The following is a 24968-nucleotide window of genomic DNA, read 5'->3' as shown; positions in this document are numbered from 1 at the left end:
CAAATCATGACCACCAGCTGAGCTGGTGGTTTGTTTTGGCCCTATAAGGGCCTTTTACCTGCTGCATCTTAAGATGCGTTGAATAGATTCGCCAACCGCACGTATTTTCCTACAAGTCCTAAAGGACTACTTCATCTTTTCTCCTGTGAATGGATCAATATACTCTTTCAGCGTCATTTGATCATCTACTATGTCGTCTTGAAGTTGTGTACGTATGTATTCAGCTATTTTCTTTTCGTTTTTCCCTACTGTATCAACATAGTACCCTCGGCACCAAAAGTGTCTATTCCCATACCTGTATTTTAAATTTGCAAATTTATCGAATATCATAAGAGAACTTTTCCCTTTCAAATATCCGACTATTTGCGACACAGAATACTTTGGCGGTATTTCTACAAGCATATGTATATGGTCAGGGCATAGCTCTGCCTCAACAATGTTGATACCTTTTCTTTGGCATAGGATTCTTATCATCTTTCCTATTTCCACTCGGTACTTCCCATATATTTCTTTTCTTCTATACTTCGGTGCAAATACTATATGATATTTACATCTCCAGCTTGTGTGTGCTAGAGTATTTTTGTCATCCATGATGACAACCTCCTTTGTTATTTGATATGGTTGGCGAACCAACATCATGATAACATTGGAGGTATTTTTCTTGAAGCTAAAGCTATCCTAATCACACCGGCATAGCCGGTGGTTTATTGATTCACCTCGCTATCGCTCGGCGAATCCTCTGCTAAAGCAGAACCAACAGAAAATGCACATGACAAATTTTTATTCGCCATGTGCATTCCCTCTATCGCTCCATATCCTTCGTTCGAGATTTTGATTTAACTTCAGGAGATTTGTCAGATTCCCTTTTTATCTGCTTAAGAATGCTTTTTTTAGGCTCCTCCTTGTGTCCGAGGTACTGATCGATATTTGTCTTAAGTAGCTCAAGTTCACTACGCTTCTCTTGCAACTTATCATGTTCTTCTGCAAGTTCTTTTTGTTTGTCGTAGAGACTCTTAGAATGCTGATTTAGTTCTTTAAAGATCGACTTTCCATCACCTCGTTTTAGTCCTTCCATTATTTCTTTCTTTAGATGCGGAAACTGTTTTATAAAAATCTCTACTTCCGAAAAAGCTTCCTGATAGGCTTCCACATCTTTTCGATTCATCACCATATAGATTTTATCATTCGGATTTTTTCTATATCCATCGTAATGAGCTTTTTTATTGATGCAGATTTGAAGTTGTTTCGTAATTTTCTTGATTCGCTTTAGTTCAAATTCCTTATCTCTAAACTCTTTTCTAAGCTGATTCGCTCGGGATGATAATCTCTTAATCTCAGATTCTAACTCTGTCATTGAATGAAACCCCTTATCTCGAATCGCTATCATCGTACCTGCTGCGGTCGTCATATTATGTTTCGTAGCCCAACGCTCATATCCTTTACTTGACTTCACTTTTTCGTTGTTCTTAATATCGATGATATTGCCAAGCTCTTTCTCTTTATTCAGGATCCTATCTTTAATCCGTTCTTCGATATAGTTGTCGCCGATCGTCTTTGCTCGGGTAAATCTCTGCTGATTTTTACTTCTAAAAGCGATGTGTTTACCAAACTTAATTTCATACCCATACCGTTCCATTTTAGATAAGAAGTCCTGCCAGTTGACGGACTGCTGAATACTTCTATCAATATCAAATTGGAGCTTTGACTTATAGCTACTGCCTTTTTTATCCTCATTCCAATCATGCCAACTTACAAATTTTCTTCGCTTAATCTCATTGATTTCCCTTTGTATTTCTTGGTCGATAACAGATAAATTATGCTCTTTACATAGCTTGTCGCTTTGATTCCTGATGTTCATATAGGAGCCGTAATAGGAATGATATATCTTACCTTCATCCACATCGATCGAATTAAAAATGATGTGATTGTGGATATGGTCTTTATCGATATGTGTCGCTAAAACATACTCATATTTTCCCTCTAAAATCTTTTCGCAAAGTTCTACTCCCACTTGATGGGCTTCTTCAAAACTCACTTCTTCCGGCACAAAGGATTGAATCAGATGATGAGCTAAAGTCTTGGTTCTTGAGTTAAACTGTTTCTTGGTAAGTTCAAATTCCTTGTGGGCATTTTCTCTGCTACAAAGATGGGTAGTAACATAGATTTCATCATCCGTTTTATCGCCATTGCAGATATAGTCAATCGCTTTTTTTAGTGTAGTCTTGATCGGATGTATCTTCGTAACCGCCATCAGCTGATGACCTCATTGATGATATAATCCGAAACTTTTTCTCGAAGCTCGGACAAGAAAAGAAGTTCTCCTTGCAAGGTTTGTTTGATGATTTCTATATCATCTTTGTAGATAATTCCTGTGCTGTTTACCGCTTTTGCTATCTGATTTAAGTTCGCTGAATTACGACTGACAAGAGAAGAAAGCTCCCTCAGTTCTTTTCGAAACTCACCGGATGAATCAATGCTAATGATCCTATTCTTGAAAATACTGTCTCGATAAAACTCTCTCTTACTCTTAAAATTGGTCATTGCAAACCTTCGATTTAATTTTTTCATATCTTCTTCGTTCACCATAAAATGAACGGTACAATTGTTTTTACGATTTACGCTTTTTGATATTTATCATCACTCCTTTCTTTTTCGGGGTCTTAGGGTTCTCCCTAAAATTGGTTAAGCTGAATTCCCAGCTTACAAGCCTACTTTTTGGACTGTGGTCAAAAAGTATATGCTTGCTATCTCTCTGAACATATTCTTTTTATTAAAATGAACTCTACTCCCTTATGACTATCACAGAAGAATAAGGGCGTATTGTAACCAAGACCGATAACTCTCATTCTACCCAAGTTTCGTTTTATAGAAGTTTGAAAGTTATCGCTACCACTACCAAACTACCTTTGAACTCGGTAGCAAAGTAGCGGTAGCGGACTTTTTCAAAACTCTTAAAATGGTATCTCCGAGGCTTCCACTTCCACAAAATCTGGCGTTATCGTCCTTTTATAGAATTTTTTACTGACTCGAATCACTCCGTCAATCTTAACCTTTTTGCTTTTCATATTAGCTTCTAAGATCCATTCTCCTGCCATCTCATTTGCCATCAGCTCAGAAAATACTTTTTCATTCGTTTCCGGATACTTACTTGTAAACTCTGCGGAACAAAGGATATTCGGAGTATCGGATTTTGTCATTTTCCATTCCATAAAGTCCAGGAAGTTTTGGACATGTCGGTTTTCACTTTTGTGTGTTTGAATGACAAGGTTCAGATCATTTCTCAATTCTTTCGGTAAATAGAAATCGTGCAACTTGTTTTCGTAAAGATATACAGCCTCTGCGATAGCTCCTTTGAAATCACTACTTACCATTTCCGCATGTTCTTCTCTTGTGATAGTTTCCAATACAGGAAATTTTTCAGGATCATACCTGAGCGGCATTTGTATTTTTTCCATATCCACTTTTACCGGCAAGTATCTTCGCTCTCCCGAAAAATCTCCCAAGAATGTCGCATCGTTTGTGGTTGCAATCAAGATACAAGTTCGTTTTACATCTCTTGAAAACCTTTCATACGGAAGTCTTACTGTGCTTGTTCTTGCAGAAATAAAGAGCTTCGCTTCATCGGCACTCTTTGCGTTTCTAAGTGCCACAAATTCCTCCAGTTCTACTACAACTTTCCCCAGCAAATTACTGACTGCATCCTTGCCCTTAATGTTATTGAGGGAACAATACCATTCGGGAAATAATGCCAGCTTTTCAATAAAGGATGTCTTTCCCACACCTTGAGAACCTGTCAAAACCATCAGTTCATCAAACTTGCATCCCGGATGAAATACCCGTTTTACCATACCGACCAAGATATGTTTCATCATCCAGCAATTCAGCTCGTTTTCTTCCGCCCCAAGATATTTTGAAAGTAATTTCGAAATGTATTCCTTGCAATCATAAGTCAAGGATTTCATATACATTGCCGGCAAATTTATGGTTCTTTTATGTGCGACAAAAGTGATTGCATCTTCCATACGGCTTTTGGAATATTTGATTCCAAACTCTCTCTCGATTTCGACACCGAGGATATTCGTCATATGGTCATTCCATTTTCGAATTTCCAAATCAGAACTTTTTTCACCTCTCAGCCATCCATAAAATTGAATCGTCATGCTGCAAGTATCAAAAAATATATTACCAGATAAAATCTCTCTGCTCTTACAAAAGTAGGGATTTACTAACACAGTAATGAGATTGGTAGTTGTACCTTTGACTTGTCCCTTCTCTGTGATTTCAAGCTCACGATTCAAGTAATCGGAAAGCTCCGCATCATCAAATGTAAGCCAATTATTCAAGCGAATATCCTCCTTTTCTTCTGTGATAGTTATAATCCCAATATCTTTGATTGCCTCCCTGCAATGCTTTTCTAATACTCTCATCCAAATATCTAAGATATCCTGCTTCCGTATTTCTTTTGCTTTTATCTCCCATTCGATTCAGTGCAGATCTCAGGAAGATTTCTTTCATCATTTCTGCATTGCCGTGTGTAAAACTGTTTAGGAAAAGAAGAAGTACAAAATCATCTTTGCTTGAATCTCCGCTTGTGCTCGCGCCTTCAAACAAAGCCTTCACCCTCGCATTATGTCTGCACATTATCTCTATAACTTTGTTGCAATCAGGAAGGCGATCATCCATCCTTTGATAGTTTCTAATCGCTTCTTTAATGCTGTCTTTCGGAGCAAATAATTTATAATATTTATCCAGTTCTTTTTGTTTTGGCTCAATGGTTTTGACAGACACATTCCCAAACCTTTGGATATTTCCAGTCATAGCAATGCACCTGTTTTCCTGATACATCTCCACTTTTTTGATTTGATTATTGAAGTTTTTTGCAATTACACCTTTGGCAAAGATATGAACACCTCTCCCGGATTGTGAGACTTCTTGATAGGTGTTGCTGAAGTCATATAGAAAATCTCCAAAGCTATCATCAACTCGATCTAAGTCGATACAAACAAATGGATCATCTTTACTTAGTGCAAAAGACAATCCATCCGAGCCACTACTTTCTAAATTTTTAACTGCTGTTTCAAAATCTGTCCAATGCTTTCTATCGTTCCAACCATCTGATTTTAATGTGATTGGACTGATGGGTATTTTGGAAATTTTTTCTTTCCCACACTTGTCCACTTTTGCAATTCTCTTAAACCACAGCCATTGCTGATATTGACTTAATTCCGGCGGAATATTTTGTAGATAGTTCTCCTTATTTATCATGGTAACCTCCTAAAATTTTTATTGAGAACGGAAGTACAACCTGATAAAATAATCTTGTCAGGGATGAAATACCAAGTTGTACTTTCATTTTGCCTTTGGTCTTTTGGCTAAAGGCTTTTATTTTGCATAAGCTCTATAATGGTGTTTAATTCCTCCATAAGCACAGAATCCAACTCTTTTTTCTTCTGAACGCTTTTTATCATCATTTCAATTTCGACCAATCGCTCTTCAATTTTTTTAATTGCAATTGTACTACCAAGAAACTGAACATTTGAAAATAACAGAGACTGTATAATAAAATCCTGTTTTAATAAACCGCTCATTGCAACTCTGTCTTCAAATAGTCTTCGCTCCTCATCGCTCATCCTAAAAGCAATCGTATTTGGTCTTTTTCTGTTCTTCTCTTTTTTCTTGAGCTTATCTAAACGCTCTTTTTCCGTTCTTTTAGCCATTTGTCGCATTGTTTCTCTTGATGACTTGCTTCTAAACATTTTCTATAACCTCCTCCAACATTTCTCTCATTTCTTGCTGTTTATTAGGGAACATATGGGCATATCTGAAAGTGATTTCTGATGATTCGTGCCCGACCCTGTTACCAATATCCACAACACTGAATCCTTTTTCTATCAGCAGTGATATTGCAGAATGCCTTAACGCATGAACCTTTATCTTTTTCACTCCAGTAGCCTTACATCCTCTTTTCATCTCGTGATGTAAAAATGATTTGCTGAAAGTAAATACCCTATCTTCTTTCCCGACTCCATAAGTGCAAGCGATTAAGTTCTGAGCCTCTTCCATAACAGTCTTGGACATTGAAACTACTCTTACCGCTTTTGGTGTCTTAGGCGTTGTGATAATATCTTTTTGGTCAATTCTCTGATAAGACTTGTTGATATTGATTGTATTATCATCAAAGTTGAAGTCTTTTACTGTCAATGCCAACATTTCTCCTAATCTGAGTCCTCCCCAAAAAAGAATTCTAAATGCCAAGCTTGAATGCGGTTTATCTTCAACGGCTACTACGAACCTATTAAATTCTTCAACTGTCCAAAACTCAACTTCCTCACTCTCTTCTTTCCCCATGTTTCCAACAGTTCTTGCCGGATTCTTTGGAAGATTATAGAATCTACAGGCATGATTGAATATAGCACTCAATTGATTGTGTATAGTTTTGAGATAGGTCATGCTGTAGCTTCTGCCTTCATCATCTCTCTCATCTAATAAAATATTTTGCCAAGCAGTTATCATAGCCGGAGTAATCTCATTCATTCTCCTGTCCTCAAAGAATGGCAAGATATGAAAAGTAAATATCTGGTCTTTCGTTCTTACTGTATTTATTTTAAGACGCTTTTCGCAGTACTCTAAATACAACTTGTAAAACTCATTAAACCCCATATCTAATTCGTGTGATTCTCTCAGCTTAAACTGGCTCTCCCAATTCTGTGCCTCTTTTTTAGTAGCAAACCCTCTTTTTATTTTACTTCTGGATTTACCACTCCAATCCTTATATTTAAAACTGGAATACCAAGTATTTCTTTCTTTATCTTTATAAGCCGGCATTATCATCTAACCCTTTCCATAAAATCTCTCTTCAAAATACTCCTTATTGATTTTTCCTTGTAATACATAAAATCCTTTTTCTTTGAGTTCAGCATTAAGACTACGAATAATCTCGTAGGCTTTTGCCTGAGAAACTTGTAGAATTTTTTGCACGTCTTTTGCACTTAACATTGTAATCTGAGACAAATAATCCTCCTTTCTATCAATCTTGACCATATTCCTATCTCTTGACATTATATTACCGCACCTTTTTTTGTTTGTCAAGAGATTGTATTGAGTTTTTTGTTATTTTGTGTTATGATTTATCAGAAAGATTGAGAAAAGGAGGTTTTTACATTGTTTTCATATAACGATATTATCAGCTCAAAATTACTACAGAGTTCATTCTATACTCTGAGTCAAAATAAAGAGGGCATCTATTTTGAGTATTTACCAACGGATTTCAACGAAATTATGGAACAGAATATGATTTATGAAAGTGAGGAGTTCTCTTTACTCCTAAACTTGTTCGGTTTAGATGTTACATCAGAAAAACTTCCTTTTTCAGAGATTAGAAAACTACTCTTTATTGAGAAGGAAGAGGATGAAATCAATGAATTGGATTTGGATGAGAGCGACTTTGATTTGACAAAAGACACCAAGAAGTTTATTAGTTCTTACTTGAAGTTGTTCAATGATCTTACAGAGGTGTATCCTATTTTATATATTTTGTTTGGCGATGTTTGGACAATTCTCCGATACTTGATTTGTAAAGAAGGTTTATACAATGGAAAATACAAGATTGACTTTGATTCAGCAAGTACCACCTATGTAAATCTGTATAACGATATCAGTTATATACTTGCACACAGAGAGCAAATGAAACAGGAACTTCTTGACATTTTTAATATCTCTTCTGAGTATAAAATAAAGCTGCCAACATCCGAAATTGCATTGATTTATCAAGCTTACAATCAAAACAGGGGATATGATCTTATTTTAAATGAGCTGAATCCCTATATAAAAGATGCTGAAAATCAACTATTGAACTCATGGGAAGATATTATAAAGATCCTACCAAGCAAGTTGAATGAGGAATTATCTTTTCCGACCTGTGGTAGTTTGACGAAGTTTGTAAAACAGATGGTTCAGGTATTGATTCATAAGGAACAGACTCTTCGTAAATGCAAAAACTGTGATAGATTTTTCGTTGCAAGATACTCAAGTCTTGCAGAATACTGTACAAGAAAAGTTACCGGCACTAATTCAATGTGCCAAGAATATGCCAGCAAAAAAATATACAAGAAAAAGCAAGCTGAAAACCCTTTGTATCAAGTATTTACAACTTACTATAATAGAATTTATGGAAGAATAAGACGTGGAAGCTTAGATAAAGATACGACTCTACTTGACGACATTAAATTACTTCACCAAGAGTTTTCTTCTAAATATGATACCTCAAATGATAGTGAGTCCAAAGAAAAAATTATTGAGTCATTTATCATAGAGGCAGATAAACTGCTCAGTTAGGAGGATTAGACGGATGCACAATGAAATTATTATATATAAAAATGGTGAATTAGAACTTCCTGTAGAAGTAACGCCAGATAAAGAAACCGTATGGCTAAATAGAAACCAACTGGCAGTTTTATTTGATAGAGATGTAAAAACGATAGGAAAACACATAAACAACGCTCTTAAAGAAGAACTTGATTCTTCAGTTGTCGCAAAATTTGCGACAACTGCCTCTGATGGCAAAACTTATAAGGTCGAATACTACAATCTCGACATGATTATCTCAGTCGGATATAGAGTAAAATCAGCGCGAGGAGTTGAATTTAGACGCTGGGCGAATAAAATTTTAAAAGACTATATTGTGCAAGGGTACGCAGTCAACGAAAGAAGATTAGCTGCTCTGAACAGAGTAGTAGAAATACAGTCGAATATCATAGCAGGTGTACTTGATCTGGATGCCGAAAAGGTTCTTGATGTAGTAAAGAAATATTCACTCGCATTAGAGATGCTTGATGACTATGATCACCAAACCATCACCAAACCTAAGATAAGTTCCGATGAGGTGTATCAACTTACTTATGAAGAGTGTAGAAATCTAATCTCCAAAATGTCCTATTCAAAAACATCTGATATATTTGGAAAAGAAAAAGGGAAAGGTCTATTAAAGGGAATCATCGACTCCATCTATCAAAGTGCTTTTGGAGAAGAGGCTTATCCGTCAATAGAGGAAAAAGCAGCAAACCTTCTTTACTTTATCATCAAAGATCATCCTTTTGTAGATGGATGCAAAAGAATTGCAGCTACAACATTTTTATATTTCCTGGATATGAACCGAATTCTCTATAAAAACAATAAGAAAATACTGTCGGATAGCACCTTAGTTGCCCTAACGCTTCTTATAGCGGAATCAAAACCCCAGGAAAAAGAAATCATGATCAACATCGTAATGAACTTCTTAACATGGTAAATTATACTTCCTTAAACCGTTTACGCAGATAGAAAAAAAGCCGGCAGAATTTACACTCTGTTGGCTTAATTATTTGTTCTTAAAAGTGGCTTACCACTTTTTTTCTTATGAAAAAGTACTTCAGCTAACCACTTGAAACCTTAGAATAATCAGTAATATCAATGGTTCTGATGAGTGCTTAGGCTACTCCAGCTCCACCGTTCCCGGTGGCTTGGATGTCAGATCATAGAATACGCGATTCACATGATCCACCTCATTGATTATTCTATTCATCACCTTCTGCAGCACCGACCACGGTATCTCCACGGCCTCTGCTGTCATGAAATCCACTGTCTCGACCGCACGAATTGCCACCGCATAGTCATATGTGCGGAAATCGCCCATAACTCCAACCGACCTCATATTGGTAAGAGCTGCAAAATACTGGCTTATCGACTTGTCTAGGCCTGCCTTAGCTATCTCATCGCGATAGATTGCATCTGCCTCCTGTACGATTTTAACCTTTTCTGCAGTTACCTCTCCGATGATTCTGATGCCTAGTCCCGGTCCCGGGAATGGCTGACGATCTACCAGATAGTCCGGGAGTCCGAGCTCTCTGCCCAGTTCACGCACCTCGTCCTTGAACAGCATGCGCAGTGGCTCGATTATCTCCTTGAAATCAACGTGGTCGGGAAGTCCGCCCACGTTGTGGTGCGACTTGATTACGGCTGATTTGCCGAGGCCGCTCTCGATGATATCCGGGTAAATCGTCCCCTGCGCCAGATAATCGACTGCGCCGATCTTCTTGGCTTCCTCTTCAAAAACTCTGATAAATTCTTCGCCGATAATCTTACGCTTTGTCTCCGGATCTGTAACACCTGCAAGCTTAGCGTAATATCTCTCCTGCGCATTTATACGCACGAAGTTGATGTCATACACGCCATCGCTGCCGAAAATCGACTCAACCTGGTCGCCCTCGTCCTTGCGGAGCAGACCGTGATCTACAAATACGCATGTCAGCTGCTTGCCTATTGCCTTTGCCAGAAGCGCTGCAACTACGCTGGAATCAACGCCACCGGATAGTGCGAGCAGCACCTTGCCGTCGCCAACCTTCTCGCGAACCGCCTCGATCTGCTTCTCTGCGAACGAGTCCATCTTCCAGTCCTGATCGCAGTTACATACACCGAGGATGAAGTTGCTGAGCAGCGTCGTCCCCTCAACGGTGTGGTTAACCTCCGGATGGAACTGCACAGCGTAGAAGCCTTGCGAAGCATCCTCCATGCCGGCAACCGGACAGTTGTCGGTGTGCGCTGTAACCGTGAATCCGGCCGGCACCTCGCTGATGTAGTCCGTGTGGCTCATCCACACTACTGTGTTGTCGTTCACTCCTGCAAAAAGGCCGTCCTTGCAGTCTACCGCAGTCTCCGTACGGCCGTATTCGCTCGTTGGCGCTGTTCCGATCTTGCCGCCGAGCATATGCGCCATAAGCTGCGCTCCGTAGCAGATGCCGAGGATTGGCAGTCCGAGCTCAAACACACCTTTGTCAATAGCCGGAGCCCCCTCACCATATGCGGACTGAGGTCCGCCGGTAAAGATGATTCCACATGGGTCAAAATCCTTGATCTTGTCTACAGTGAGTCCGTCAAAATTACGAACCTCCGAGTACACGCCCAGTTCACGAACCCTGCGGGCGATGAGCTGATTGTACTGTCCGCCGAAATCGATAATTAATATCTTGTTAGCCATTGTCGCTCCTAACGTCTTACTATTGCGACACTGTTATCCTTGTATCAGGAATCGGACTTAATATTAAAGCACGGTAATCCTAATGTCACATAGAACAACTGAAAATGTTCGCTTCGCTGTTTGTTTATATTAAAACACGGTAATCCTAACGTCTTACTGTTGCCACACTGTTATCCTTGAGTACAACATCGTGTGCGCCGCCTTCAATGATACTCGTCGCTGAAACGAGGGTGAGCTTGGAATTTCTCTGAAGCTCCTGAATGCTGACAACTCCACAGTTGCACATTGTCGATTTAACCTTGCTGAGTGAGAGGTTTACGTTATCGTGCAGTGAACCTGCATATGGGACGTAGGAATCAACCCCCTCCTCGAACTTGAGCTTAGCCTCGCCGCCCAGGTCGTATCTCTGCCAATTGCGAGCCCTTGCGGAACCCTCGCCCCAGTACTCCTTCATATAGTTGCCATTTACCATCACCTTAGCAGATGGTGACTCGTCGAATCTTGCAAAATATCTGCCCAGCATGATGAAGTCCGCACCCATAGCGAGAGCAAGTGTCATATGGTAATCATATACGATTCCGCCATCCGAGCAGATTGGAATGTAATCACCTGTCTTCTCAAACCACTCGTCTCTTGCCGCTGCTACCTCGAGCACTGCGGAAGCCTGTCCACGGCCGATCCCCTTCTGCTCTCTGGTGATGCAGATTGATCCACCGCCGATTCCAATCTTGACGAAGTCTGCGCCGCTTTTGGCCAGGAAGTCGAAGCCTTCCTTATCTACTACGTTTCCGGCTCCAATCTTAACACTGTCGCCGTACTTCTCTCTTACCCACTTAAGCGTTCTCGCCTGCCACTCGGAATACCCTTCAGAGGAGTCGATAGTTAGTACGTCTACCCCGGCCTCTACGAGAGCCGGAATTCTTTCTTCGTAGTCGCGGGTATTTACACCGGCTCCTACGATGAAGCTCTTGTTGTCGTCGAGCAGCTCATTTGGATTCGCCTTGTGGGAATCGTAGTCCTTTCTGAATACAAACGCCACGAGACATCCGTCCTTGTCCACGATTGGCAACTGATTGACCTTGTTGTCCCAGATGATGTCGTTAGCCTCGGACAGTGTGATACCTGCATTGCCGTACACGAGGTTCTCGAGAGGTGTCATGAACTCAGATACCTTGGTGTCTGTGCTGAGTCTGCTGATTCTGTAATCCTTGCTTGTAACAAGTCCCAGCAGCTTGCCGTGGCCTGTACCGTCATCTGTAACCGCAACTGTCGAATGTCCTGAATTCTGCTTGATTGCGAGTACATCGGCCAGCGTGCCATCCGGCTTGACATTGGTGTCACTTGGCACAAATCCGGCCTTGTAGGACTTAACCTTTTTGACCATTGCCGCCTGGCTTTCGATTGACTGCGAACCGAAGATGAAAGAAATTCCACCCTCCTTTGCAAGTGCAACTGCCATACCGTCATCTGATACAGCCTGCATTACAGCGGAAACAAGTGGAATATTAGCCATAATCTTAGGCTCTTCGCCTTTTTTGAATTTTGTGATTGGAGTCTTGAGCGACACATTCTCAGGCCTGGCTTCAGCGCTGGAAAAGCCCGGCACAAGAAGGTACTCGCTAAAAGTTCTTGATGGTTCTGCTAGAACAATTGCCATTGTGCACCTCTCTCTTTCTATATATAAACGTGAAATTGAAATTAAAGATATTAATTGAAAATTATAGCACAATAGACCGCATTCCGATAGTATCCGGGCGCTAATTTAATAAAAAACAGGTTGCAACCGGACAAAGGGCAAAACACCCGGTCACAACCTCAAATTCGAGAGCACAATGTCGTTGTTGACATATTATTGATTTCTAAGGAGCAAAACATGTCGGTTATATATCGGATTCCGCTCCTGTAGATCCAATACTCGGATTATCTGACGGACTCCGCTCTCGCAGCTCCAGTGCTCGGATTATCTGACGGACTCCACTCTCGCAGCTCCAGTGCTCGGATTATCTGACGGACTCCACTCCTGTAGATTCAGTGCTCAGATTATCTTGCGGACTCCGCTCCCACAGCTCCAATGCTCGGATTATCTGACGAACTTCGCTCCCGCAGCTCCGGTGCTCGGATTCATTGCAGCTGAGCCCTGCCGGCTCGAGCATTCCACTTATCACCTCAGTTACCGGCACCCAGTACCGCCTAATTCTTGAGGAACCTTAAGCGCAACGGATACAGGATTATCTCCATCAAACATCCAATACCGCTTAGTTCTCGAGGAACAGCTTGATATCATCTTCAACTGTTCCAATTCCGGCGATTCCAAAGTTCTCGACTAGCACCTTAGCGACGTTAGGCGAGAGGAATCCCGGTAGTGTAGGCCCAAGGTGAATGTTCTTGACGCCGAGGTATAGAAGTGCGAGCAGTACGATTACTGCCTTCTGTTCATACCATGCGATGTTGTAAGCGATTGGCAGCTCGTTGATATCGTCGAGATCAAACACTTCCTTGAGCTTAAGCGCAATCAATGCCAGCGAATATGAATCGTTGCACTGTCCCGCATCGAGGACTCTTGGAATACCGTTAATGTCACCGAGATCCAGCTTGTTATACTTGTATTTTGCGCATCCGGCTGTGAGGATCACTGTATCATTTGGCAGAGCCTTTGCAAACTCTGTGTAGTAGTTCCTCGACTTCATTCTGCCGTCGCAGCCTGCCATAACGAAGAACTTTCTGATAGCACCAGACTTAACTGCCTCAACTACCTTGTCGGCCAGTGCAAACACCTGCTCGTGTGCAAATCCGCCGACAATCTCACCTGTCTCGATTTCAGTTGGAGCCGGACACTTCTTGGCCATCTCGATGATTTCGGAGAAATCCTTAGTCTCGCCATACTTGCCATCGATGTGCTTACATCCCGGATAACCGGCAGCTCCTGTTGTAAACAGTCTGTCCTTGTAGCTGTCTGCCGGTGGAACGATACAGTTTGTAGTCATCAGAATCGGTCCGTTGAAGCTTGCAAATTCTTCCTTCTGCTTCCACCAGGCATTTCCGTAGTTTCCTGCGAAATGCTCATACTTCTTGAATACCGGGTAATACTGACCTGCCAGCATCTCGGAATGAGTGTATACATCTACGCCTGTTCCTTCTGTCTGCTCTAACAGCATCTCGAGGTCCTTGAGGTCGTGTCCGGAGATGAGGATTGCAGGGTTCTTGCGAACTCCGATGTCAACCTTTGTAATCTCCGGGTTGCCATAGGCGGAAGTATTTGCCTCGTCCAGCAGAGCCATTCCGTCTACACCGTACTTTCCTGTCTCAAGTGTGAGTGCAACGAGCTCGTCTGCCGTCAACGAATCATCCAGTGTAGCAGCGAGTGCTCTCTGCATAAATCCGTCAACCTCGGCATTGTCCTTGAGAAGTGCATTTGCATGCTTGCTGTATGCTGACAGACCCTTAAGTCCGTACGTAATCAGTTCTCTCAGAGATCTGATATCCTCGTTCTCTGTCGATAGAACTCCGACCTCGGAACTTGCCGCCTTGGCTGCAAATTCACCTACGCAGCCGTTCCATTTAGCTGCATCCGGAAGCTTGCCGGTATCATCCAGCTGCTTGAGGAGCTGCTCCTTGCAAGTTAGTGTCTCAACTATCTTAGCGGTAATCGCCTCATCATCGAAATTTGCATTTGTGATAGTGGTAAATAGATTGAGCGATACCAGGTGATTAACCTGTTCACCTACCTCCTTACCTTCGGCTCTCAGCTGTGTAGTAACTGCAGAAAGACCCTTAGTTACGTATACCAACAAATCCTGCAATGCGGCTGTCTCCGGGAGTTTGCCACATACTCCTCTCATCGTACAGCCTGTGCCCTTTGCCGTCTCCTGACACTGGAAACAAAACATCTTATTCTCCATCTGCTTCTCCTTTCAACTACTATATATCGACCTCGCCTCCGCTCAGCCGTCGTCTCCGGTCATTCTCCAGTCCCTCACCCGGAACAAATCTAACCTGAATATCCTTACTTAGGTCTGCTAAGTCTTATATCATATTCCATAGTCCTCAACCTGTGAACGAGTCTAACACTTAAAAAAGGTGTTGATGAGTGTTCTTCCAAGTACGTGCTGAGCCTTAACCTGTGAATAAGTCTAACACTGAAAAAAGGTGGAATCTGTAACCTATGTTACAATTCCACCTTGTGCTAATGTTTTTATGTCAGAACACCGGCGTACCTACGCTCGGCATCTGAAGCATTGCTCCGCCAATGATGTGCATCGACGGCGCGCTCGAAATTCGCACGCACACGGCTAACGCCGTATAGCCATAGCTGAAGCGATATAGTCACATATCAGTTGAGAGCTTTGCTCAAATTCATACACATGTACGAATTTGAAAAATATATCCGCATATCAGTTGAGGGCTTCTATCTCGGCCGGATCAAGTACAAATATCTTGCGCCCCTTAATCTCAACCAATCCATCATCCTGCATCTTCATCAACTCACGAGAAATCGACGGCCTCGTCACACCGAGGAACTCGGCAAGCTCCTCACGTGTCATATCGATCGCCTTGGTCATATCCCTATCATTATAGATGGACAGCATCTTGGCGATTTTCTGACGAAGAGTCGGACAAGACAGGATTCGCAGTCTCATATTTAGCGCATAAGCATTCCCAGCAAAAATCATAAGCAAATTGCTTGTCAGCTGCTTGTGATAATCGCAGCCGTTGACACACGTGCCTGTCATGAAGTCGCGCGGCAACACGACTATCCTGGTCTCGCACGTAGCCTGTGCAAATACCCCATATTCCTTCTTACCTAGGAACAGCAAAATGTCTCCAAATATATCTCCCGTACTTGAGAATGTCCCGATTACTCTTCTGTTGCCGTCAAACGAATCGTAGCCGACTCGTACCCCGCCCTCGAGCAGGATGTGAAGCTTGTTGGGCTCATCCTCTTCAGTGAAAATCATCTCACCTTTCCTGTAGGTGACACAAAGCGCGTCGCTACAGGTAAAGCATTTACCCACATCCTCTACGGACATGCCCTTAAACAGGGGGCTAACCATCAGCCGCCGCGCTATATCCATGTCAGTCCTTGCCGAAACCCTTCTTGACATCTCGCCTCGCTTATTACATCATGCCCATTCCGCCGCCTGCGGGCATAGCAGGTGCAGCAGGAATATCTTCCTTAATCTCCGTGATTCCTGCTTCTGTTGTGAGCAGCATTCCTGCTACACTGGAAGCGTTCTGAAGCGCCGATCTGGTAACCTTAACCGGATCCACGATTCCCGCTTCAATCATGTCTACATACTCCTCGGTAGCAGCGTTGAAGCCCACACCCTTCTTGGAACCCTTAACCTCGGCAACGATTACGCTGCCTTCAAATCCGGCGTTTTCAGCAATCTGTCTAACCGGCTCCTCAAGTGCTCTGATGACGATTCTGGCACCGGTTCTCATGTCGCCCTCAAGACTCTCAGCATACTCGGAAACTTTATCAATTGCGCCGATCAGTGAAGTACCGCCACCGGCTACAATTCCTTCCTCAACGGCAGCTCTGGTAGCATTGAGCGCATCCTCAAGTCTGAGCTTCTTCTCCTTAAGTTCAGTCTCTGTTGCCGCTCCGGCGTTGATAACTGCAACTCCACCTACCAGCTTAGCAAGTCTCTCCTGCAGCTTCTCTTTATCAAAATCAGAGGTTGTCTCTTCGATTTCACCCTTGATCTTCTCAATTCTCTCATCGATCTCAGCCTTGTCCCCGGCGCCGTTTACGATTACAGTATGGTCCTTATTAACCTTGACTGTACCTGCTTTTCCGAGCATGTCGACTGTAGCTTCCTTGAGCTCATATCCCAGCTCCTCGCTGATGACCGTACCACCTGTGAGGATCGCAATATCCTCCATCATAGCCTTTCTTCTGTCACCGAATCCGGGTGCCTTTACAGCTACTACATCAAGCGTTCCTCTCAGCTTGTTAACAACAAGTGTTGCCAGAGCCTCACCGTCTACATCGTCAGCAACGATGAGCAGCTTCTTGCCGGACTTCATGATGTCCTCCAGCAGCGGAACCAAATCCTGAATGTTGCTAATCTTCTTATCTGTCAGCAGGATGTACGGGTTATCGAGAACAGCCTCCATCTTCTCTGATGTAGCTGCCATATAAGGAGACAAATAACCTCTATCAAACTGCATACCCTCTACAACGTCGAGAGTAGTTCCGAGCGACCTCGACTCCTCAACAGTGATAACGCCGTCCTTACCGACCTTCTCCATAGCCTCGGAGATAAGTGTACCAATCTCCTTATCATCGGCGGAAACAGCTGCAACCTGAGCTACGCTATCCTTATCATCAACCTTGACTGCACTGCTCTTGAGGTATTCAACCGCAACATCTACCGCGCTGCTGATACCCTTCTTGAGAATCATCGGGTTAGCTCCGGCAGTTACATTCTTGAATCCCTCGCGAACAATTGCCTGTGTGAGCAATGTAGCTGTAGTAGTTCCGTCACCCGCTACATCATTAGTCTTGGTAGCAACCTCCTTGACAAGCTGAGCTCCCATGTTCTCAACCTGATCCTCAAGCTCGATTTCCTTGGCAATCGAAACACCGTCGTTGGTGATCAACGGTGATCCATATGATCTCTCAATCAGGACATTTCTGCCCTTAGGTCCTAGTGTAATCTTAACTGTATCTGCCAGCTTATCAACTCCTGCGAGGAGCTTTCTTCTCGAGTCTTCTCCGTAATGCAAATCCTTTGCCATCTTAGTTACCTCCTATTGTATTGCATGTACATCCGCACCTGATTATGTGTACATATATGAGATGCGGAGTTGAAATCTACATTTCTATTATTTATTGTTATTGCCTATCGTTCTACCCAAATAGAGCTCGCGACTGTAGCTATTCGATTACAGCGAGGATATCCTTCTGGCTCATTATGATGTACTCCTCGCCGGCGTATTTCAGCTCTGTGCCGCCATACTTGGAGAAGATTACCTTATCTCCAACCTTGACTTCCATCTTTTCGTCTTCCGTTCCGGGACCAACGGCCAGAACCTCAGCCTCCTGCGGCTTTTCCTTGGCGCTTGCCGACAGGATAAGTCCGCCCTCAGTCTTTTCCAATGCTTCGCTGCGCTTAATTACAACTCTTGCGCCTAATGGCTTTATTCCTATACTCATTTGAAACCTCCCAATCGTTTAATTGTTAGCACTCAAAATATGCGAGTGCTAATCTCTACAACTAATTTTACTCAGCACCCCTGATGTTGTCAACACGGCACTATGAATTAAATGTGAAGATATCTTCACTGCATACTTCTATAAAAATAAAACAGATATTGCTGTGCTATTCCGCCAAGTTCACCAAAATGCTCGTCGGCAAACTTCTGCATTCCCTTAACATCCTTGATGTCAAACCCGTAAAGCTCTGCCATTATCTTCTTCATCCAGACATCTATAGGAAAGGCTGTAAAATCCCTGAGTCCGAAGAGCAATATGCAGTTTGCAACCTTAGGTCCCACGCCTAAATACGACAGCAGCGCCTTGTGCTTCTCCTCTGCCGAGCCTGTTGGCACACCCTGCTCCTTATAATGCTCCGGGGCTGCTGCCAGATATGTATTCCTATACCCCAGCTTGAGTGCCGCAAGCTCCTCGAGAGTTGCTTCAGCCAGCTGCTCAGGAGTCGGAAAAGCATACCTTACCTCTCCCATAAATTCTCCAATCTCAGTACCGTAGCTCCTCGCCAGCGACTCAATGCACTTCTTGATACGAGGGATGTTGTTGTTCTGAGATACGATGAACGATATCAAGACCTCCCAATAATCCTGATTGAGAATCCTTATGCCATAGCACGTGTCTATCGCCTCATCAAGCTTTGAGTCACCCGCAAGCAACGTTCTCTTCATATCTCCATATCCTGTGTCCAGGTCAAAATAGCTGCGCCAGTATTCCTCACTGCCACCTGTGCACTCAACTACAAGTGTGCTCGCATCATCTTTGTGTTTCAGCACGACATGGGCTGCATTGCCGCCGGCTACTCCGATATACGAGCCGTCTCCACATTCGTTCCATCGGAAGCATTGCCCACACTCAAATATGTGGGCTAGCTCTATATCGTGTAAATTGTCAAATCTAATAGTCTTAATGTTGTCCATCCTTCGTTCCTGTGCCAAATTCTCCTGATTCATCTCATTGTGATTTCCCAGCGTTCTTAATGTTGTCCATCCTTCATCCCTGCGTCAAATACAATAAGCCTGCCTTGCCTCACGGCATCCCAATGCGCCTTTTTCACATAGGTAAATCAATGTTATTCGCAAATATTCATTCAGCAAATTTCTTCGTGCTATCTGTATCTGTATATTCGCTATTATACATGAAATCCTCCATATAACAGATAGGAGCTATTATATTAATATAAACCATAAGAGCTATCAATGTAAAACCAGCAGTACGCTTCATACCGCTGGTCTCATATGTTACCACTATTATAAATGATAAATGCGGCGAAATTCATCGCTGTTTATTCGCCATCAGTGCATAAATACTATTGATTTTCTCAAAGACTACCTTACAGCCGTTATCTCAACTTCGCAGAGTGCACCTGCAGGAAGTGCAGTGATTGCAACGCACGATCTAGCCGGCTTCGAAGTGAAATATTCAGCATATACTTCATTGAACACCTTGAAATCGCTCATATCCAAAATGTAGCAGGTTGTCTTGACAACGTTGTCGTAGGTCATACCGTTAGCCTTGAGAATCTCTCCTACGTTCTTGCAGGCCTGCTCCGCCTGTGTCTGAATGTCATCACCTACAAACTTCCCTGTTGCAGGATCGATTCCAATTGCGCCGGAAGCATATAGTATGTTTCCTGCCAGGACTGCCTGAGAATAAGGACCGAGAGCCGCAGGAGCGTTCTTGGTATCGGTATATTCGAACATCTGGTTACCTCCTAATTACCTCACATATCTTTCATCTAAACTATTATGTCTTGATTGTATCACTCTAACCGGACGAGTTCAAATAATGCTCAAGCCTTCTTACTCTGCCAGCTCTCTGACTGCTGTCACTATCAGCTTGCCTTCACGCGATATGAACTCTATATCCACATTTCCAAAAGCCAGCCTCGAAGGCTTATCCGAATCTCTGTCATATGCATCGCGAGGATCCAGCTGCAGTATGCCGATAATCGGTTTTCTATACTGCTCCTCCACCTTGGCTAGGAGGTGATCCGGGAATTCGACCTCCACGCACGTCATTTGAGCTCCCGGGATATCATCTTTTTCTCCGGCTCTCTCGGGATCTCCATGCTCTTCAGTTTTTCCGCACTTTCCGGTTTCTCCGAATTCTTCCGTTTTTCCGGACGCTTCGGGCCGGGCAACAAAGCCTTCTGTCGCTTCGGTAATCGCATCGCTGTACGGCAAATACGGCTTGATATCGTATATCGGCGTACCGTCGAGGAGATCCGCACCTTCTACTATCAGGCTCACCTGCCCATCCTCATATCTCACTTCCACCAGCTTAACTGCTGACATTCCAAGAGAGTTCGGTCTGTATGGAGATCTGGTAGCAAATACGCCCATGCGAACCGAACCACCCAGCCGTGGAGGCCTGACAGTTGGTCGCCATGCCGGATGTGGCTCTCTCATATTGAGCCGGTTTTCTGAAAAGCCCCATATCAACCAAATATGAGAGAACTTATCGAGCCCTCTCACAGCTTCAGGAATATTAAATTCATGGTCAAAGACTATCTCCGACCGCAGCCCGTCAACCATCCGGGGCTGCCGCGGTATACCGTACTTCTGCCGAAAAGCGGAGCGCATGTGCGCAACCGGGCGAATTTCATATAATTTCATATAATCTAATCTGTCCATATTTTAAACTATTAAGCCCATACAAATTCCTTTGGCGATGCCCCTATCTCAAAGTGATATTTTACAATACCGAGATCAACCTTGCTCATCGGACCCATGCCTGACTTGACCTTGATCCTGTCACCGCTCAGCGCGAAGCTGAACCTCTGCCGGTTAAACGCAGTTGGAGCCATCAGCGCCATCTCAACTCCATCCTTGAACCAATCAGGTGTCTCCTCAAAGCCGGCAACCTTGGCCGCTTTCGCGTCGAACACCTCGCCTGCAGTCTTAGACTTTCTCGCAGAGCCCATGGTCTTGCCGTAACCGACTGCTATAACCGCTACGATCTTTTCATCGGCTCTGACGACGATAGCTTCCTTAACCTTCTTATAAGTTCCTCCGACCCAGCAAGTATTGAGTCCATGCTGTATGCACCGAATCACCAGCTTCTCGCCATAGTATCCGGCCATCTCGTCCAGGTCAGGGCGTTTTGTGCCCACAACAGCGATATAGTTGCGAACATTTGAGAACTTACCGTATCTGGCAAGCAAGCTCGAAAAGGCCTTCGGTTCGTCCTGAATCAGCTGGAAATGCAAATTCCCCTCGCGGTTACACTGCTGAATCATCACCTTGAGATCCTCAGCGGCTTTATTGTCTATCGGTCTATCCTCATACGCGCGCACTGAATGGCGCAGTTTCACACACTCTCTTAGTTCCATAATTTCCTCCTAAAATTGATCAATGACCATTACATTATCAAATTCGGCATTAGTGCCGGCAAGGCTACTACCAAAATTTGATTGATGATCATTATATCATTATGCGTCGATTGTGGATACCTTGAATGTTATATCGCCCAGAGCGTCAAGCAGCACCTTCACCGTATCGAGTGAAGTGAGCGTCGTTACGTTGTTCTCAGCGGCACACCTTCTGATACGACTGCCCATAGAATTTGCATCTACAGAGCGAATGTCACCGATGTTAATCAAGTATGTCACATATCCCTGTCTGAGCTCATTTGCCACAGCATCCATGCTGTTGTCCGTGTGTGGGAAGCTCCTGGTCTTGACGCCGTTCGCCTTGAGGAACTGTGCCGTACCCTCGGTCGCTTCGATATTAAAGCCCAAGTCGTAGAATCTCCTGATGAGCGGCAGTGCATCTGCTTTAGACTCGTCATTTATAGATGCAAATACTGTTCCGTAGTTCTGCATCCTCATGCCTGCAGCCTGCATTGCCTTATAAAAAGCTCGCATCAGATCGTCGTCATATCCGATGGCTTCGCCGGTGGATTTCATCTCAGGAGACAGTCTTATATCCATTCCTGACAGCTTAGCAAACGAGAAGGCCGGAACCTTGACGTACCACCTCTTCTTTTCCATAGGTGGCACTCCCTTGAGTCCCTGTTCCTCCAGACTTATGCCCAGCATCACCTTAGAAGCGATGTCTGCAAGGTTGTAGCCGGTAGCCTTGGAGAGAAACGGAACTGTTCTCGAAGACCTTGGATTCACCTCTATTATGTACACCTGTTCAGAAGGATCCACTATGAACTGGATATTAAACAGGCCTCTAATACCTATTCCCAGCCCCAGCTTCTCGGTGTATGCTCGGATAATCTCTTTGACACTGTCTGAAATCGAGCATGGTGGATATACGCTGATCGAATCTCCGGAGTGCACTCCTGTACGCTCTACAAGCTCCATAATGCCGGGGATAAATACATCCTTACCATCGCAGATGGCATCTACCTCAACCTCCTTACCTCTGATGTAATGATCGACCAGAACCGGTTTATCCTCATCTATCTCAACCGCAGTCCTCAGATACTGCCTCAGTTGCTCTTCATCTGCAACTATCCTCATCGCTCTGCCGCCAAGCACGAAGCTGGGTCTGACAAGTACCGGATATCCTATCTCTCTTGCTACCCTGCAGCCCTCATCAATATCCGTCACTGCCTTGCCCTCCGGCTTGTCGATGTCAAGCCTCTGCATCAGCTTGTCGAATTCATCTCTATCCTCTGCAGCGTTAATCGCCGTGCAATCGGTGCCGATAATGTTGACACCGCGCTCATCGAGCGCACTTGCAAGGTTGACAGCGGTCTGTCCTCCAAGGGATACTATTACACCTTCGGGCTGCTCAAGTCTCAGGATATTCATAACATCCTCGATGCACAGCGGCTCAAAATACAACTTATCGGCTGTCGTGTAATCCGTCGACACGGTCTCCGGATTGTTGTTGATGATAATTGCCTCACAGCCCTGACTGCGCAGCGACTTGACTGCCTGCACAGTCGAATAATCGAACTCTACACCCTGTCCTATTCTGATAGGACCGGATCCCAGAACGACGACCTTGCGTCTACCGCTATCGGCGATATGTGTGTTCCCGCTGTCATTAAAGGTCGAGTAGAAGTAAGGAACGTATGCATCCTTGGATGCTGCACATGAATCGATCATATCGTACGTCGGGAACAGCTCCACTGCCTCGCGAAGCCTCCACACTTGTGCCTCAGGCATGTTCCAAAGCCTTGCTATCTCTGCATCTGAGAATCCGTACTGCTTGGCAATTCTCAGCCTTGCGACATCGTTTCTGTGCTCACGCAGCTCATTCTCAATGTCCACGATATTCTCAAGCATCTCTATGAAGTACTCATTGATCGCTGTCAGCTTACAAATTTCAGACCTGCTGATACCCCTGCGAAGCAGTTCGGCAATGGCAAATATCCTGTCGTCACGCCCCTCTGCTATATACGACTTCATGTCATCCGTATCCCATGAATCGAATTTCTCCATATAGACGTGAGCTACACCTATCTCTAGCGATCGCACAGCCTTAAGCATACTCTCCTCGAGGCTTCTGCCGATACTCATAACCTCGCCGGTCGCCTTCATCTGGGTTCCCAGCTTGTTGTCCGCATCTGCGAATTTGTCGAACGGGAACCTCGGCACCTTGCTCACTATGTAGTCGACAACCGGCTCGACTGATGCCGGCTGATCGATAATCTCTATCTCGTCCAAAGTCATTCCGACTGCTATCTTGGCTGTAATTCTCGCGATCGGATAACCGCTGGCCTTGGAAGCGAGCGCTGACGAACGGGATACCCTAGGGTTAACTTCTATCAGGTAATATTCCGAAGAATTCGGATTGAGCGCAAACTGAACGTTACAGCCCCCCTCGATGCGCAGTGCGCGGATAATCTTGAGTGCGCTCGACTTGAGCATAGCGCAGTCCGACTCACTCACTGTCTGTGTCGGACACACTACAATCGAGTCGCCAGTGTGTATACCCACCGGGTCTATGTTCTCCATATCGCATATGGCAATCGCTGTGTCATTACCGTCACGCATTACCTCGTACTCTATCTCCTTGTATCCCTTGATGCTCTTCTCAATGAGCACCTGATGAGTTGGAGAAATCGCAAGTGCACGGCGAATCATCTCTCTAAATTCCGTTTCGTCATCCGCAAATCCGCCGCCCGTGCCTCCGAGCGTAAACGCCGGCCTGAGCACAACCGGGAATCCAATCCCGCGAGCAATCTCGAGCCCTTCATCTTCATCATTTGCAACCTCAGATTGCAACACCGGCTCACCGAGTTCCTCGCACAGCTCCTTGAACAGCTCCCTGTCCTCGGCACGCTCGATGCTGTCACTCTTGGTACCAAGCAGCTCCGCTCGGCACTCGCGCAGCACACCTTTTTTATCCAGCTGCATTGCGAGATTGAGTCCGGTCTGTCCGCCGATTCCCGGCAGAATGGCATCAGGTCTCTCGTACCTGATTATCCTGGCGAGATATTCCAAGGTGAGCGGTTCCATATAAACCTTGTCCGCCATCGACGTATCAGTCATTATCGTCGCAGGATTGGAATTGCACAATACCACTTCATAACCCTCTTCTCTAAGCGCTATGCATGCCTGGGTACCGGCGTAGTCGAACTCTGCTGCCTGTCCGATCACGATTGGCCCCGACCCGATTACGAGAATTTTCCTGATGTCACTTCTTCTTGCCATTTTCCTCACCCTTCCTGTTATCTAAATGCATCATCTCATTCGTACATACTGACTGTTCATAAAAAAAGACTTCGATCACCGGAATTAAAAATCCAATGTCGAAGTCTTAATCGTATCGTAAT

Annotated in this window: 21 protein-coding genes; 2 read left to right on the top strand and 19 right to left on the bottom strand. The window is 44.1% G+C overall.

What is annotated here, in order from left to right:
- Window positions 1-126: 126 nt before the first annotated feature.
- The 8 genes from tnpA to HMPREF0581_RS07525 all read right to left on the bottom strand — a co-directional run bounded on the left by tnpA (window position 127) and on the right by HMPREF0581_RS07525 (window position 7041).
- Entirely contained in the window at window positions 127-591 is a 465-nt protein-coding gene (tnpA, locus tag HMPREF0581_RS07560; RefSeq protein ID WP_036379574.1) for an IS200/IS605 family transposase, read from the bottom strand.
- 211 nt (window positions 592-802) lie between these two features.
- A complete protein-coding gene (locus tag HMPREF0581_RS07555) occupies window positions 803-2251 on the bottom strand; it encodes a relaxase/mobilization nuclease domain-containing protein (protein ID WP_036381953.1) in 1449 nt (482 codons plus the stop codon).
- Complete coding sequence (locus HMPREF0581_RS07550; protein ID WP_242835208.1) at window positions 2251-2541, bottom strand: mobilization protein; 291 nt, start codon at window positions 2539-2541, stop codon at window positions 2251-2253. The genes HMPREF0581_RS07555 and HMPREF0581_RS07550 overlap by 1 nt, the downstream gene beginning before the upstream one ends.
- Window positions 2542-2951: 410 nt before the next feature.
- Window positions 2952-4427 (bottom strand): virulence-associated E family protein, encoded by a 1476-nt coding sequence (locus HMPREF0581_RS07545; protein ID WP_242835207.1) that lies wholly within the window; start codon window positions 4425-4427, stop codon window positions 2952-2954.
- Window positions 4336-5265: a DNA primase gene (locus HMPREF0581_RS07540; RefSeq protein WP_036381943.1), complete on the bottom strand. Its 930-nt coding sequence runs from the start codon at window positions 5263-5265 to the stop codon at window positions 4336-4338. Before HMPREF0581_RS07540 ends, HMPREF0581_RS07545 begins: the two co-directional genes overlap by 92 nt.
- A 107-nt stretch (window positions 5266-5372) precedes the next feature.
- On the bottom strand, window positions 5373-5756 hold the full coding sequence (locus HMPREF0581_RS07535; RefSeq protein WP_036381940.1) for a hypothetical protein: 384 nt from the start codon (window positions 5754-5756) through the stop codon (window positions 5373-5375).
- Window positions 5749-6831 (bottom strand): site-specific integrase, encoded by a 1083-nt coding sequence (locus tag HMPREF0581_RS07530; RefSeq protein WP_330371676.1) that lies wholly within the window; start codon window positions 6829-6831, stop codon window positions 5749-5751. Before HMPREF0581_RS07530 ends, HMPREF0581_RS07535 begins: the two co-directional genes overlap by 8 nt.
- Window positions 6832-7041 carry a hypothetical protein gene (locus tag HMPREF0581_RS07525; RefSeq protein WP_207637017.1) on the bottom strand — a complete coding sequence of 70 codons (210 nt, stop codon included), beginning with the start codon at window positions 7039-7041 and terminating at the stop codon, window positions 6832-6834.
- A 237-nt stretch (window positions 7042-7278) separates the two neighbouring features.
- Here HMPREF0581_RS07525 and HMPREF0581_RS07520 point away from each other — a divergent pair, with 237 nt between their 5' ends.
- Together HMPREF0581_RS07520 and rhuM are read left to right on the top strand one after the other, a co-directional pair.
- Window positions 7279-8334 (top strand): DUF6076 domain-containing protein, encoded by a 1056-nt coding sequence (locus HMPREF0581_RS07520; protein ID WP_242835206.1) that lies wholly within the window; start codon window positions 7279-7281, stop codon window positions 8332-8334.
- 13 nt (window positions 8335-8347) lie between these two features.
- Window positions 8348-9286 carry a RhuM family protein gene (gene rhuM, locus HMPREF0581_RS07515; protein ID WP_036381934.1) on the top strand — a complete coding sequence of 313 codons (939 nt, stop codon included), beginning with the start codon at window positions 8348-8350 and terminating at the stop codon, window positions 9284-9286.
- Window positions 9287-9469: 183 nt separating this feature from the next.
- Here rhuM and guaA read toward each other — a convergent pair whose 3' ends face one another.
- The 11 genes from guaA to carB all read right to left on the bottom strand — a co-directional run bounded on the left by guaA (window position 9470) and on the right by carB (window position 24846).
- Complete coding sequence (guaA, locus tag HMPREF0581_RS07510) at window positions 9470-11011, bottom strand: glutamine-hydrolyzing GMP synthase (protein ID WP_036381932.1); 1542 nt, start codon at window positions 11009-11011, stop codon at window positions 9470-9472.
- 145 nt (window positions 11012-11156) lie between these two features.
- Entirely contained in the window at window positions 11157-12668 is a 1512-nt protein-coding gene (locus tag HMPREF0581_RS07505; RefSeq protein WP_036381930.1) for an IMP dehydrogenase, read from the bottom strand.
- A gap of 598 nt (window positions 12669-13266) precedes the next feature.
- Entirely contained in the window at window positions 13267-14910 is a 1644-nt protein-coding gene (hcp, locus tag HMPREF0581_RS07495; RefSeq protein WP_036381924.1) for a hydroxylamine reductase, read from the bottom strand.
- A gap of 492 nt (window positions 14911-15402) precedes the next feature.
- Entirely contained in the window at window positions 15403-16113 is a 711-nt protein-coding gene (locus tag HMPREF0581_RS07490) for a Crp/Fnr family transcriptional regulator (RefSeq protein WP_084645370.1), read from the bottom strand.
- Window positions 16114-16126: 13 nt separating this feature from the next.
- Entirely contained in the window at window positions 16127-17755 is a 1629-nt protein-coding gene (groL, locus tag HMPREF0581_RS07485) for a chaperonin GroEL (protein ID WP_009643616.1), read from the bottom strand.
- Between the two features lie 139 nt (window positions 17756-17894).
- The gene (locus HMPREF0581_RS07480) at window positions 17895-18167 is read right to left on the bottom strand and encodes a co-chaperone GroES (RefSeq protein ID WP_036381980.1); all 273 of its coding nucleotides are present in this window, start codon (window positions 18165-18167) and stop codon (window positions 17895-17897) included.
- A gap of 131 nt (window positions 18168-18298) precedes the next feature.
- Complete coding sequence (locus HMPREF0581_RS07475) at window positions 18299-19165, bottom strand: DNA-3-methyladenine glycosylase family protein (protein WP_169731153.1); 867 nt, start codon at window positions 19163-19165, stop codon at window positions 18299-18301.
- A gap of 390 nt (window positions 19166-19555) precedes the next feature.
- The gene (locus HMPREF0581_RS07470) at window positions 19556-19930 is read right to left on the bottom strand and encodes a Rid family detoxifying hydrolase (protein ID WP_009643615.1); all 375 of its coding nucleotides are present in this window, start codon (window positions 19928-19930) and stop codon (window positions 19556-19558) included.
- A gap of 99 nt (window positions 19931-20029) precedes the next feature.
- On the bottom strand, window positions 20030-20845 hold the full coding sequence (gene tsaA / locus HMPREF0581_RS07465; protein WP_084645371.1) for a tRNA (N6-threonylcarbamoyladenosine(37)-N6)-methyltransferase TrmO: 816 nt from the start codon (window positions 20843-20845) through the stop codon (window positions 20030-20032).
- Window positions 20846-20874: 29 nt separating this feature from the next.
- On the bottom strand, window positions 20875-21561 hold the full coding sequence (locus HMPREF0581_RS07460) for a nitroreductase family protein (protein ID WP_036381918.1): 687 nt from the start codon (window positions 21559-21561) through the stop codon (window positions 20875-20877).
- A gap of 99 nt (window positions 21562-21660) precedes the next feature.
- Window positions 21661-24846, bottom strand: a complete 3186-nt coding sequence (gene carB / locus HMPREF0581_RS07455; RefSeq protein ID WP_036381915.1) for a carbamoyl-phosphate synthase large subunit — start codon at window positions 24844-24846, stop codon at window positions 21661-21663.
- Window positions 24847-24968: the final 122 nt, after the last annotated feature.

Source organism: Mogibacterium timidum ATCC 33093 (assembly GCF_000525775.1).
Classification (GTDB): Bacteria; Bacillota; Clostridia; order Peptostreptococcales; family Anaerovoracaceae; genus Mogibacterium; species Mogibacterium timidum.
Note: the sequence above shows the minus strand (reverse complement) of the source record. Positions and strands in the feature narration are given on the sequence as shown.